Origin of the sequence: Bacillus sp. JHAA (genome assembly GCF_036961585.1) — a bacterium.
In the GTDB taxonomy this organism is placed as follows: domain Bacteria; phylum Bacillota; class Bacilli; order Bacillales; family Bacillaceae; genus Bacillus; species Bacillus velezensis.
Genome location: NZ_JBAMDE010000003.1, coordinates 122,783 through 138,531, shown reverse-complemented (window position 1 = coordinate 138,531; position 15,749 = coordinate 122,783). Strand labels below are relative to the sequence as shown.

The window sequence follows — 15,749 nt, the reverse complement described above, 5'->3', positions numbered from 1 at the left end:
TTCTTTTCTTTATAATTCTTTGAAATCAAGTAAAGGAATCAGCAATTCTGACTCTTCCTTTTCTGGAGTTTCTCCATTGTCGATCCAGCATTGTTCCTTATTGAATATAACCGGAGAAAGCGGGTGTCTTTTTGTCTCTCCATATCCTAATGTGAGATGGCTGTCGCTCAATATCATATGTGCGTTCGTGCCCCCGAATCCAAAAGAACTGATTCCGGCTCTCAAAACCCCTTTTCTGGGACGCCATTCTTTTAAAGACGTGTTCGGAAAGAATGGCGACTGATCAAATTTAAAACGCGGATTTGGCGTTTTACAATGTAATGTCGGCGGGAGCATCTGATTTTTTATGGATAAGGCAACCTTTATAATACTCGCTATCCCCGCTGCGCTCATTAAATGTCCGAAATTCGTTTTTACGCTGCCTACTCCGCAAAATTGCCTTTCTTCCGTAACCTCCCGGAACACTTCTGTCAGCGCTTTTAATTCAATCGGATCTCCTATCATCGTACCGGTGCCATGCGTCTCGACATAACTGAGAGTATCTGCATCAATTCCGCCTTTTTTCAGGGCTTTTTTTATCACTGCGCTTTGCGCTTTCGGATTAGGTGTTGTCATTCCCATTGTCTGTCCGTCATTATTAACCGCGGATGAGTCAATTACCGCGTAAATTCTGTCACCTTCGGCAAGGGCGTCATCAAGTCTTTTCAAAAGGACTGCGCCGCATCCCTCTCCCGGTACAAAGCCATCTGCCTTCTCATCAAATGTATGACATTTTCCTTCAGGTGAAAGCGCCCGAGCCTCACTCAGCATGACGTAAGGCTTTTGATCCAGCAAAATGTCAACTCCGCCCGCAATCGCCATATCTGACTCTTTTGACATCAGGCTTTGACAAGCGAGATGGACGCTGACCAATGAAGAAGAACAAGCCGTGTCTACAACCAGATTCGGTCCTTTCAGATTAAAAAAGTGTGAGATATGCGCGCCTATGAAATTTTGTCCTATACCCACGATCGTATTTTTTGAAGGGGAACCTATTTTGGACATAAACGTCCCGGTCCGCGAACCGATGAAGACGCCGACTTCTTTGTTTGATACTTCTTCTTTTGTATAGCCGCCGTCTCTCAATGTCTGGACGCTGACCTCAAGGCATTTTTTGATTAACGGATCAAGCTCTGATGCCTCACTTTTGTTCATATTAAAAAACGCGGGATCGAAAGACTCAATATCTTGAAGAAATCCGCCCCACTTACTGATACTTTTTCCCTTTTCATAGGTGTCAGAGTAGTATGAAGAAATATCCCATCGCGACGCCGGGACTTCGCGGACACTATTTTGTCTTTTCTTCAAGTTTGTCCAGAACGTTTCTGTGTCCGGAGCATCCGGAAACTCACAGCCCATTCCGATAATAGCGATTTGGTTCAGACTGGTTTGTTGTATTTGAGATCCGCTGTCCCGTACTTCGGAAGCATTTTGATTTATATGTTGCTCTTTTTTCCGAACCTCAATGTTTTCTGAATCAATTTGAGGACTGATCCCCTCACTTGCAAATAATTCGTTTAAATAGACGCCCAGTTGTGAAAAACTCGGATACTCCAGAAAAGCTGATGGTTCAATTTTTATTTGAAATGCAGCTTCCGCTTTTTTGACAAGCTGAACCAGTAAGATTGAATCAACTCCGTAATCCGCAAAAGACGTATCCTGATCTAAATTCCCGTAAGGTATTTTCAGCTCCGCGGAAAAAATCTCCATTAACTTCCTGATTATAGCTTCATTGTCTCTCTGACCAGAAATCACTTTTTCCTCAGCATCCGGGTTATTTTTAGCAGCTTGAATTCTTGTCTGGAGCAGCTGCTGCAGCATGAACTTCTCCGGATGTGTCTTTGCCGGTATAAGGCATGGGTATCCGTTTATCGTCATCATTTCATCCAGCATGGCAATACCTGTTTCTGTTGAATGTGAAAGTAAACCAAGTGCCTGATATGATGGACTTGTCACCTCGCCCATCCCAATGTCCTTCCAGCTCGGCCAGTTAATTGATTGATAATATGTTCTGCCGGCTGCATGCTGATACGCCGCAAAGTAATCCATAAAAGCGTTCGCCGCGGCATAGTCACTTGTTCCGGCGCCTAATAAAGGAAAGGCGCTCGCAACAGATGAAAACAAAATGAAGAAATCAAGTTTGTCATCAATAAAAATGTCATGAAGTACCTGCATCCCCTGCACCTTTGGCTCAAATACTTCTCTTATTTCTTGATCAGATTTATGAATAAAAGCCGGATTCGAATGATTGGCTGCACCAGCGCAATGAATGACCCCGCCGATTTTGCCGAACTTCAGTCTCACCTCTGAAAAGAAGCGATGTAATGTTTCTTTTTCCGTGAGCGGCCCGGAATACACTTCCACCTGAACTCCCTTTTGATCCAACTCATGCAGCAGTTGTAATTTCGAATAAAGAGGTGACTTTTCATCGGTGTCTTTTAACATGCCGGCTATTTTATCAGATTCCGGAAGGTCGGTTACTCCCATCAACACAAGTTTTTTGACTCCCTTGCCGGCATAATGTCTGGCAAGTTCTGCTCCGATCCCTCTTGTTCCCCCTGTAATAATCAGGGTTTGATCCGTACGGCATACTGGCAGACCGGATAGTTTCCGGTTTATTTCCGCTGCATGTAATTTTTCGACGTATGGAATATAACGTTCACCGTTCCGGTAGCAGATTTCACTATACAGCCCGTCAGCGTAAGCTTCATCTGTGATTACCTGTCTCAATTCCGCCGCAGTCCCGACATGACCGTCTACATCTATTGTTTTTGATTTTATCTTTTGATACTCCGCACTCAGCATTTTATATAGTCCGGCTGTTTCGGCTCCGGCTAACGACGGCTTGTCATTCAGAAATGTCTGCAGCCCTCTGGTCACATGTAAAACGAAAAGCTGTTTACGTGTCTTTATGATTTCCTGCAGCAGTGTCAGCTTCCCGATTGTGCCGGTGCGTGCCCCGTTTTGATCACTCCGCAAATCTGACAGGTCAATCATGCCGATGATTTCCGGATTTTCTTCTATGACTGCTAGAGCCGTTTTTTTGGCTTCTCCATCCGAATGATCCCAGTTATCTGCGCAAATGACAGCGGATTCAATCAGAGGATCTGAATCAAACAATTCGAATGCAAGCCGCTCACTTTCACTATTAGCCAGGATCATCACCTGTCCTTTCGTAAAAGCGGAAGGCGCAGCCTTTTGTTTTTTCCACGATTTTTTTAATACATCAAATGATAAGTCAGTCGGTGCGTGTGGCAGACTTTGCGGTGCACCTGTTTTTTTCTGTTTCTGTGCAGCTTTTGCGGCAGGCACCCAATATCTGTTCCGTTCAAAAGGATATGCAGGAAGAGAGACAAGCTTCGGTAATTCCGCAGTGTACATCTCTTCCCATTGAACGTCTCCTCCGTTCACCCAGTGAATGGCCATTTCTCTTGCACTTTTAAAGTGGGCGGCTGACAGGGCATTCTTTTGACCAGCGCCTCGGCGGGCCTTTCCCCTATATAAACCGTTTAACTTATGATCTGACCGCAAATACATCGTCAGCTTATTGCGAAGATCGTCAATGCTGCTAACCTCAACAGCGAGCCGCTCTTCCATAGCGTTTCTCCCGGTCTGCGAGGTGTACGCAGCATCAGCTAGTGACGTTTTTGGCTCCAATTCTTTTATATATGCATCAATCAAGAGTCTGAGCCGTTCTTCATTTTTGGCAGAAAGCAGAATAATTTGCGTCTTGTTGCTCTTTACCGTTTCCATCTTTTCTTCATTCTTATACTCTTCGATGATAATGTGGGCATTAGATCCTCCAGCGCCGAAAGAACTGATGCCTGACCTTCTGGCTTGATTTTGCGGCGTCTCCCAATCAGTCAGTTCAGACTGCACGTAAAACGGTGTTTCCTCAAAATCAATATTAGGATTTAAGTTATCGGAATGAAGGGAAGGAGCAAGCTGTTTATACTTCATTTGCATCAGCACTTTTGTAATAGAAGCAATTCCCGCCGCAGCCTCTAGGTGTCCGATATTTGACTTAACCGAACCAATTGCACAACGATAATCGCTTTTCGAGCTGTGCAAAGCTTTGGTTAAACCTGAAATCTCAATCGGGTCTCCCAAAGATGTCCCGGTGCCATGCGCTTCAATATAACTTATGCTGTCTGCATCAATCCCCGCCTTATCAAGAGTTTCACTGATGACGTTTGCCTGCTCGCCCGGATTTGGCACAGTGTATCCGTTTGTTTTTCCGCCGTGATTTACAGATGTTCCCTTAATCACACCGTAAATCCTGTCCCCGTCAGCCTTCGCGGCAGAAAGCGATTTCAAAAGAACGGCCCCGACTCCTTCTCCCGGCACATATCCATCTCCTCCCGCTCCAAAGCTTCTGCAGCGCCCATCGCTTGAAACAAAATGATTTTGGGAAAGTAAAGTATATTTATCCGGGTGTAAAGATAAATTCACGCCTCCGGCTATGGCGAGGGTGGATTCTCCCCTTTTTAAACTTTCACATGCAAAATGAACAGCAGAAAGTGAAGAAGAACACATTGTATCAATTGCAAGGCTGGGTCCGTGCAGGTCAAAGAAATATGACACCCGGTTTGCGATAGACGAATAAGAAGACAAGAGCGCCTGACGTTCCTCATCATCTGAAGCACCGGCTGCAAATAACTGATAGTGGCTGTAGGTGACACCGACAAATACACCTGTCTTATGCCGTTTCAACTTTTTCTTTGTGTAACCCGCATCTTCAAACGTGTGCCATGCTGTCTCTAAAAATAACCGTTCCTGAGGATCAATTAACTCGGCATCACGAGGCGAAATTGAGAAGAACAGCGGATCGAATTTATCAGCGTCTTTTATAAAACCTCCCCATTTGCTGTCATGACGGGCATTGTCACCTGTGTGATAATATTTCCGAAAATCCCAGCGCTCTTTCGGTATTTCCGTTATACAATCTTTTCCGGAAGAAATATTTTCCCAAAACTGTTCCACATCTTTCGCCATCGGGTAGCGGCCGGCTATACCGATAATTGCAATATCTTCCTCGGAAGGTGCGGATGGTATGCGGGAAACGGAAAGCTTCTGCCGTTTCGCCGGCGCCGAATGATCAATTCGCTGTTCGGCTGCCGGTAAAAACGCCTTCTGCAACTCATGCTGATAGTGTTCAAGAAAATACTCTGACAGCTCTTCAACACTGCTGTATTCAAAGAAAAGAGTCTTAGACACTCTTCCAAAATACTTTTCCAGACGGGAGTTAAGACCTAAAATCGTTAGAGAATCAATTCCGTAACGGTCAAACGTATCCTCGGGTAAAATACTGTCCGCCGGTCTTCCCGTTTCCGCTCCGACGATCTCTGTCAAAAGACGGACCGTTTGCTTTTTCAGATCTTTTTCATGTAATTGCGGCAGATTACTGTTGTTTTCAGGCACAGTCTCTATCTTTTTATGGTCAGTTGAGAGTAATTCACTTATTCTATCTTTGTCTCCGCTGATAACAGCCAGCTGAGAAGCAGAGCGGCTCATACTGTCCTGAAAAGCGGCAAGCCCTGCTTGGGCGGATAAAAGTTCCAGCCCTGCATGTCTTAAAGCCTGCAGCTCTCCCGGCCCGACTGTCATATTGCCCGCATCCCATAACGGCCAATTAATAGAAAGTGTTTTCCCGGGACGTCCCTTAATGCTTCGATACTGGGTGAATCCGTCCATACATCCGTTAGCGAAGGCGTAGTCGCTTTGACCCGCATTAGGCAGAACGGCCGAAAGGGATGAAAACATAACGAAGAAATCTAAAGGCTCTTCTTCAGCTGCTTTATCCAGCCAAACGGTTCCGAATACTTTAGGCGCTATAACTTCTTCTATGCTTTCTTTCGTTTTTTTTATGATAAATGCATCCTTAACAAGTCCGGCACTGTGCAAAATTCCGTTTAATTCTCCGAATGTCTGCTTAATGTGCTTAATCAAAGCGTCCGTCTCTTTTTCCTTTGAAATATCTGCCGGGACATATAAGGCTTCAGCGCCGAGATTTTCAAGAGCACTTAATTTTTGCGCCGTTTCACGGGAGGCCGGGGAACGCCCGGTTAATATCAGCTTGACTTCTGCCTGTTTCGCCAGATATTCAGCAAACAGATACCCGAGACCGCCGGCTCCTCCCGTAATTAAATACACACCGTTCTTTTTTACACTGAAACTATGTTTCTCCCCATCTTCTTTTTTTACTCTTTGAAGCTGCCTTTTATAATAATGCCTCGGCTCATAACAGGTAAAGTGGTCCGTCTTACATTGATTGTTCCATTCAAAAGAGATGACATCTGCAATATGCTGCTTTGTAAACGGCTCGTCAAACATTGATTTCAGCTCTGCAGCCTTACATGTGAAATTCGGATTTTCGGCCTGTACGGTCTTAAGAAAACTTTCAACCGCGTTATAAATCGGCTGAACCTCGCCCTCGGCATTTTCATACAGATACAAAATTTCTGCTTTCGGACAAAGTTTGTTCGCCATGAAGGCCTGAAACATTTGAAACAAGGAATACAGACTTTTATTGAGCTGCTTTCTCATTGCATCTTCTGTATTTTTGAAGAGCCCGGCAGCCAAAAAATGAATAATATGGCGGGGTCTTATATTTTGAGAACGCAGAACCCCGCATAACGCATCATAATCCTCACCTTTTGCAAAGTTCATTGTAAAACGACCGTTCCGGCAATCTTCGAAACGCTCGCCGGAAGTCACGTAAATGAAAGGCGCCTCATAACCTTCAAGCTGTCTCTTCATTACGGTATACATGCTGTCGTCTTCGCAAAAAAATAAAATTGGCTCTTTCGTATGCGGGAATTTTTTACTGCCTTTAAATTCATGTCTATCCCATACCATTTCATATAGATGGGTTGTCCCCAAGCTCTTAATTAATTCCAGCCCTTCTTCAGGCGTCAGGCTGCATTCTTTCACCTTTTTCACGATTTGCTCAATTTGCATCGTTTTTTCATTCATGGAAAAGCAACTCCTCTATCAGCTCTGACGTCTCTTTCGTATTCATCTCACCTGTTTGTGCTTTTTCAAGAAGCGACATGATTTCTCCATCTGCTGTATCTTTATTTGAGTTGTGAAGCTCAGTGTTCGAGAAAGCCTCAGCCTTCTGCGCTTCATCTTTATTTAAATGAATCCAATGTCTGTTCTTACTGAAAGGATAGAGAGGAAGAGACAGTTTAACCGGTTTGAGTTCCTCCTCATACAAGTCTTCCCAGCTGATTTCACAACCGATCGTCCACAACTGAGCCAGTTTGGCCGGCTTGTTTTGCTGAATCAGTGATTGTACATATGCATGACCTTCGGGGCCGCCGAATAAAGGAGCGTACAGACTATCAAAATCCGTTACATTTCCTTCATAAACACCTTGCAGCCTGCTCCCCTGGATGTAACCGTTTAATTTTTCAAGAAGATCTCCTGTATTCGAGCAAGTGATCGCAAGGCGGCATTCAAATGGTTCCCTTCCGGTTTGCAGCGTATATGCTATTTCTTCAAGACTGATTCCGGACTTCTCTCTAAAATTGCCCTTATACGGTTTATCAGCTGATCGATTCCGGATGCTGCTGATATAGCGGCACAGCTCGCTCAGTGTCTTTAATTCCTGAAATATGTCAAGTGATATTTCTGTGCCGTACATTTGGTTTATAAAAGAGATTAATTCGGAATAAGCCAACGGATCAAATCCGAATTCCGAAAGAGGTGTCTTTGCATCTATATCTGCGGTATCTAAACGCAGGATACCCGCTGCCGCTTCCCGAACCGCCTCTTGCAAATCACGTTCCTGCACCTCTTGCTGACTGAATTGAACTGATAGTTCTTCATGTAAAAACGTTGTTAACTCTTTGGCTTTAACCATCAGTCTTTCCTTTGTTTTGGCCGATAGAACAATGATTTGTTCCCGCTCGCCAGTTACTGCTTTATCTTGTCCGTATTCAAATTCTTCCACGATGACATGAGCATTTGCCCCGCCGAATCCAAAGGAACTGACTCCGGCACGGCGCGGAATTTCATTTCCTTTTCGATCTATTAATCTGGCCCACTTCATAGTTTTATTGACAATATGAAACGGTGTTCCGCTTAATTGAATGTAAGGGTTCAGTTCCTTGACATGAAGTGTGGCAGGCAGTGTTTTATACTTCATGGATAGTAATACTTTAATCAGCCCCGGCATTCCAGAGGCGGGCTCTAAATGACCGATATTCGTTTTTACTGAACCGATGCCGCAATATTGATCATGATTCTTTCCTGGATGCGGCTCAAAAGATCCAAACGCTTTTTTCAAGCCTTCAATCTCAATCGGATCTCCCAGTTCTGTCCCGGTTCCGTGTGCTTCAATGTAAGATATCGTATCAACAGGAATATCGGCATTTTTGTAAACAGACGTTAACAGTTCTGCCTGAGCTTCCGGGTTCGGAGCGGTCAATGAAGCAGATCTTCCTCCGTGATTTGCTCCGGTTCCTCTCAGAACTCCGTAAATATTGTCTCTGTCATTCATTGCCGCTTGCAATGGTTTCAATAACAGAACAGCTGCACCTTCACCGCGGACATAACCGTCGGCAAGTTTATCAAACGTCTTACACCGGCCGTCCCTAGACAAAATACCGAGTTTATCAGTATACATATGCGTGACTGGATCTAAAAGCAGCGAAACCCCGCCTGCTACCGCCAGCTCACTTTCACCATTTTGAATCGAGCGCACAGCTCTGTGGATTGCTACAAGACTGCTTGAGCAGGCTGTATCAATGGACTCACTCGGACCTCTGAAATTAAAATAGTGGGATACACGATTGCTGATGAGCGCCTGGCTGTTTCCGGTTCCCGCAAACGCGTGCGCCCCGTCCGAATGCCTCATCAGCAGCTGGCGGTAATCATTAAATTGAATGCCCGTAAACACCCCGATATTTTTGCCAGACAGCTTTGAAGCTTTGTAACCCGCATCTTCTATCGCTTTCCAGGTTTCCTGCAAATAAATTCTGTGCTGAGGATCCATGAGTTCTGCTTCCCGCGGATTAATATTGAAAAACGCCTCATCGAATTTATCGGCATCTGTGATAAAGCCGCCCCATTTCGAATATACTTCGTTGCTTCCTTTGCCTTCGGCGTATTTTTTCCAATCCCAGCGATCCGGGGGAATTTCCTGGATCAAATCTTTTTCATTGATTAAATTGAGCCAAAACTCATCTGCATTTTTTGCTCCCGGAAAAACACAACTCATCCCGATAATGGCAACTGGCTGCTTCTCCGGATGATGGTCAGCCTGTCTTGTTGTCTTTTTTTCAAACGGAAAACTTCGCGGCGGCTTCACGGTTTTCCCCGTGGTTTTCCCAGCGTGCACTACTTTCCTTTTTTCAGAAATGTTTTTTTCTGCATCTGTATTCCCTTTTGCAACAGTACGCAGTTCACTGTTCAGAAATTCTGAAAGAGACTTAATATGGCTGTAAGTAAAGAAAACGGCAGGTGTCAGCTTTAGTTTGTATTTTTTATTCAGTCGGACAGCTAATGTTTTCAAACTGATAGAATCAAAGCCGAGATTGCCGAAATTCTCTGCCGTATCCAGCTGTTCAATGTTAATTTTCAATAATTCCGATACCATTTGCTTCAGTTCTTCCAGGACATTGTCTGTATAAGCCGGTGCTGTATAAGAAATTTCCTCTTGACGAACCGGAAGCGTATTTACTTTTTGATGCGGCAGATCTTTTCTTGCTGGTGTCGTTTCGGCATCCCCGGTAACAACCGAAATTTGCGGGCAGTCACTTGCCAAAATCGTCTCAAAAGCCGCTATCCCTTCTTCCGTTTCCAAATAATCAAACCCGGATGCGGAAAGATATGCTTCTTCAGCTTCTTTGTTTAAATGCATTCCGCCTTTACGCCACAACGGCCAGTTAATCGAAATGCTCTTGCCTTGTCTCTCTTGCCGGCGGCTCTGTTCGGATCTCCAATTTATATATTGATCTTGAAAATAATTGCCCAACGCATAGTTAACCTGTCCAAAATCTCCGAAGACCGAAGAAATAGAAGAAAATACGATAAAGAAATCAAGCGGCTCATCTTTCGTTAATTCATCTAAACATACCGTGCCTTCAATTTTAGCAGTCATGCCATCTGAAAAATCAGCCAGATTCATCTCTGTAAATAACCGATCATCGGCATGACCAGCTGAATGAATAACGCCTTGAATGGAGCCCCAAGTCCGTTTCGTTTCTTCTATGACCCGTCCCATCGTCTTTTGATCTGCGGCATCAGCTTGATAATATACCGCATCTCCTCCAAGCGCCTGCAGCCGGTCAATGTTATGGCGTTTATCAGCTGTTAACGGTGACCTTCCCGTCAATACTAATTTTGCTTGATATTGAGAGGCCAAATATTTTGCGAAAATCAGGCCCAGACCGCCCAAACCGCCCGTTATGAGGTAAATCCCTTCCTGTTTCAGCTGATGAGAGTGCTCTGTATGATTGAATACATAGTCTTTTAATGTCTTAACATACCTCTTGTCATTAATATATTTAACTTCTTCAGCCTGCCGTTCCGCGCCTGAAACCATTTCGTTAAGACAAAATTCAGCCATTTTTTCAATTGATATACGTTCTGAAAAACCGATTGACTTCACATTCTCTGCGGATGGCACCAACATATTTGCCGTTTTTAAACAGCCTGCAAGAGCGCCCGTATACGGATCATTCACGCCTTCTTTAAAAGAGTGAACAAGAAGCAGAGAATGAAGATAAAGAGAGGCGTCACTGCGGGCGCTCAGGGCTTTTAATAAATAAAAAATTGATTCCAGGCCGCTGAGAAGGCGGTCACCCGCGTAAAATGTTTCTCCCGTGTGCAAGATGACATCAGGAGCAACCCCCTTTTTCTCCAATTCTTCGAATAAACGAATGTAATCTGAAGTCACTTCCGGTTTTACACAGAATGTCAGCAGATTTTGATCGGTCTGCCGCTGATCCGGCGTGACGAGAATGACACGGCTGTCTGATTGATTTTTCAGAGCTTCAGCTAATGCTTCATCTTTTGCAAAGACCAGAATTGTTTTTGGCTCCCTATCTTTGATTTCAATCAGAGGGTTTTTTTGATCCCACTTATGCTCATAAAAACGTACATTTTTATTAGGCTTTTCGCCAAAAACCAGCCCGCTCAGCTCCATCAAAATCCCGCCGGCATTGTCTAATACATACACATCATAAGCCGAATCGCTTTCTTCAGTTTGTTCTGCATATACATAAACGGGTTCAGTCTCATGATCAAAAATCGTACATTCCTTAATGTTTTCCGGGAGCTCTCCGGCATTTTCCCCCGCAAGGTATATGACGGCTTGATATACGCTCTCAATAACTTCCGGTTTGATTATGCACCCTTTCGGCCCGGCCTTTGCTTTTATTTTTAAAAGTACCTGTCCGTTCCTGCTGACGCAGTACTCTGCCGCTTTCAGACTGTCACTGCAGCTGTATCCGAATTCGGCAAGCCGCTGATAAAACGCTTCGTACGGTATGCGGTCTGCGCGCTGAGACAGAAACGGCTCAAGATGAACATTTCCGTTCTCGTACGCCCCGCCTTCTAATTCGAGCCGCCCTGAGGAATAAATGGATGAGTCGCTCTGTTTTTCTATAGAATACGATGCACCCTGATTATCCGGGGTTAATACAATCCGGATCTGCTCATTGCTTCCGCTTTGTAACATCGGTTCTCTAAAGGAGAGCTCTGTTAATTTAATAATCGGATTCCCTGAAGCCATCGCTCCGGCAGCTCTCGCCATTTCAATCTGGCTGAGAAACGGAAACATTTCCTTGTCTTGATACTTTGTTTTTATATACAAACCGGTATCGCTTACATTGATAAGAAACTTCTGTGCTTTAAAATCAGATATATTGCATGAAATGTAAGGATGCAGATCGTTATTAACGTTCATCCGGCGGCTTCCCATATTTTGCACATCTATTCTGCACAGCTCTTTGGCAAATGGATATCCGGGTGCTGAAATCCGTCTCAAAGTGACATCTTTATAAAGTGACGGCCAATCTACTCCGTTACCGCCAACCCAGTATTCAGCAATCTTCACAAGATCCCTGTTTGCGGCTGCTTCTTCAATCTCAGCTATGTTCATCCTTTGAGCTTCTGTTGTGTCTTTGCCGCTTGTAAAAATATGATCCGTCGCGTTTCCGAGAATATAGTCTGTCAGTCTTTTAAGCAATTCATCTCTTGTGGAGGCGATAACAGCCAATCTGTGCGGCATTTCTTCTCTGCCGGTTTGTAAAGTAAATGCTGTATTTCTAAGTGTTTCTAATGGATAATCTCTGGCTGCTATATGTTCTTTTGCGCGTTTTGCATATTCTGCCAGCCTGTCGGCATTTTTTGCAGAAAAAACAAATAAAAGCTGTTCAGGTTCTTCAGCCGCGAGAGGAGAGATAGCTTCATCCGCAAATTCTTCTAAAATAACATGGGCATTAGCTCCTCCTGCCCCGAAAGAACTGATTCCGGCACGCCTGGGAACGGATGACTCCCATTTTTCGGCACTGTCCGGTACATAAAAAGGTGTTTTTTGAAACGGTATATTTTCATTCAATTCAGCAGAATGAGTCAGTGACGGAACAATCGTTTTATGTTTCATTTGAAGAATAACTTTCGTAATGCCCGCTATGCCTGCAGCAGCCTCAAGATGTCCGATATTTGATTTAATCGACCCGATCGCGCATGTTTTCTTATCGCGTTCGGCACCTGAAAATGCTCTGGTCAGACCGGTGATTTCAATCGGATCTCCTAACGCGGTGCCTGTTCCGTGAGCTTCTATATAGCTGATGCTGTTTGGATCAATAAATCCTTTTTTTAAGGCTCTCGTAATGACCTCACTTTGAGCTTTGGGATTCGGCACAGTATATCCATTCGTCTTAGCACCGTGGTTGATGGCTGTTGCCTTAATAACTGAATAAATCTGATCACCGTCCGCAATAGCCTTTTTTACAGGTTTCAGCAGCACGGCACCTGTCCCTTCTCCCGGCACATAGCCGTCCCCTCCTGAACCGAAGCTTCTGCACCGGCCATCACTGGATAAAAATCCGCCTTGAGTCAGGAGTTCATATTTATGAGGATGAATGGATAAATTGACGCCTCCTGCAATTGCAATTTCACATTCATTCCTGATTAAACTTTCACAGGCAAAATGAACAGCCGTTAATGATGAGGAACACATCGTGTCCAAAGCAATACTTGGCCCGCTGAAATTAAAAAAGTACGATACCCGGTTGGCGATTGATGCATATGAGGAAGAAACGGCCGCTTCGTGACCAACGCTGTACAGCTGATATTGGCCGTACATAACCCCTGCAAAAACACCGACGTTTTTTCGTTCAAGCGTTTTCTTTGCGTACCCCGCATCTTCTATGGTGTGCCAAACCGTCTCTAAAAACAGTCTCTCCTGCGGATCAATTAATTCAGCTTCGGCAGGAGAAATATTAAAGAACAACGGATCAAAATGATACACATCGTCAATAAATCCCCCCCATTTGCTTTGGTTTTTTACTTCGTCGCCCGCCGCAGGCTGATAGTGCAGCCCCGAATCCCACCGATCCTTAGGTATCTCAGTTATACAGTCCTTACCGTTCAATAAGTTTTCCCACAGAGTATCAAGATCATTTGCCATCGGGTAACGTCCGCTGATACCGATAATCGCGATATCATTGTCATGATACTTCTCCTGCTGCACCTGATTTTTCATCTGGATTTTCTGTTTCCCGTTAACATCGGCTGTCTGTTCATGATCTTTTTTCTTCTGTGATGGGGTGCTGCTCCCGTTTTCTCCTAACCGGAGTTTATGAAGAAGAGTATCCCTGTGCTCCTCAACGAAATACTGTGACAATTCTGCCGCAGTCTGATATTCGAATAACAGCGTTTTTGAGAGCGCGCCGAAATGTTTTTCAAGCTCATTCGTCATATTGATAATCATAACGGAATCAAGTCCGTATTTTTCCAATGCCTCTTCTGCATCTATTTTGTCCGCAGGCATCCTGAATTCTGCAGCAATCACTTTTATGATGAAATCAGATGTTTCAGCTGTCAGTTTCTCTGAATCAAATGATTCGATATTTCTCCCTGTTCCTTCATCTGCCTGAATATTGTCTTTTCGTTCATATAATTGCTGAACATGATTGTCAATTTGCTCATTTCCGTAAAATACAGTAAATTGCGAAAAACCGGAGGACAATGCGACTGCAAACGCTTCTTTACCTTCCTCTTTTTCTAAAGGATAAAAACCCGCCTTTTTCATTGTCTCTACCGTGCGCTCATCCACTTGCATGCCGACTTCTTTCCACAGCGGCCAGTTCAGAGAGAGAGAAATCGTATCAGAATCCTGGGCAGAACGCATATTCATGAAATGATCCATATAACTGTTTCCGAACGCGTAATCAGATTGCCCGACATTTCCCAACACTGCGGAAGTAGAGGAGAAGCAAATGAAAAAGTCAGGATTTTCTTTCTCAACAGCATCATTCAGCCACATCGTACCCAATACTTTCGGTCTGATTACCTGATCGAATTCCTCTCGTGACTTGTTAAGAAGGAAAGAGTCACGGATGATTCCCGCGCCCTGAATGACCCCGTTTACTTTTCCATAAGAAGTTTTGGCTTTTTTGACTACATATTCGGCTTCTTCCTTATTGGTAATATCAGCCTGAACATAAAGAGCTGAAGAACCGGCATCCTCTAATCGTCTCAGCTGTTTTCTTATATGATCTGAAAGCGGAGATCTCCCCGTTAAAACAAGGCAGCATTTTGTTTGAAAAGCCAAATATTCCGCAAAGGTAAATCCTAATCCGCCCGCGCCTCCTGCGATAATATATACTCCATTTTCTCTCAGCGGCACATCTCCGCTTCGGGAATTTTTTTCGGGTTCATACGTTTTGAGCTGTTTGACATAACGCTGCATGTCTTTATAACGAATCTCTACATCTGAAGGCTGGAAATCACTCAGCTCATTGCGTATGATATCAGCTGCGTGAACAGCTGCTATTGACTGCTCTATCTCAATGCTTTTTGCTGAGATTAACGGATTTTCCAGCTGCAATGTCCGCAAAAATCCGCTTGCCGCCGCGTAAAGAGGCTGTTCTCCAGAAAGATGTGAAAAATATCCATATAACAGTTTGATCGGTTTGCGGCAGTTATTTTTGAAGAGCGCCTGTTGTAATAAAAACAAAGAATAGACTCCGCTGTCGCATTGTTCACGAATCGCTCTCTCTGTCTTTTCAAACGGCATGTCTGACCACAAATGCACCGCTTCCCGTATATCTGACTTCTCTTCTTCTATAAGCCATCCTAACAGGTTTATGTAATCTCTTTCAGAGCGGGGGTCGATTTCAAATACACCGTCCCCGGTTTTTCGAAACTCTTTCCCCGGCTTAACCAAGATAACCCTTGTATCATGCAATGCAGCAAGTTCTTTACTCACATCTTCATTTTTATGAAATAATAAAAGGCTGCCCTCACGTCGGCCGCCTTTTACATGAATGCTGAGATCTGTCCGCTGCCAGACCGTCTGATAATATATCGCCTGTCCGCTACCCCCTGCGGAATGAGAACCAAGCTGCTGTATCCGCTTTACTCCTTCTTCCAAAGAAATGATGCCGCTTTCTATGTCAGAAAGTACTTTTTTTCTAATATGACGGGCTTCTTTCATAAAAATCTTCATCCCCTTTACAAATGGCACTGCC

2 protein-coding genes are annotated in these 15,749 nt (G+C 44.2%); both read right to left on the bottom strand.

What is annotated here, in order from left to right:
• Positions 1–9: 9 nt before the first annotated feature.
• Positions 10–7,014, bottom strand: coding sequence for an SDR family NAD(P)-dependent oxidoreductase (locus V7728_RS08150; RefSeq protein ID WP_099566720.1), 7,005 nt, complete (start codon positions 7,012–7,014; stop codon positions 10–12).
• Positions 7,007–15,715 carry a type I polyketide synthase gene (locus V7728_RS08145; protein ID WP_099566719.1) on the bottom strand — a complete coding sequence of 2,903 codons (8,709 nt, stop codon included), beginning with the start codon at positions 15,713–15,715 and terminating at the stop codon, positions 7,007–7,009. The genes V7728_RS08150 and V7728_RS08145 overlap by 8 nt, the downstream gene beginning before the upstream one ends.
• Positions 15,716–15,749 lie beyond the last annotated feature (34 nt).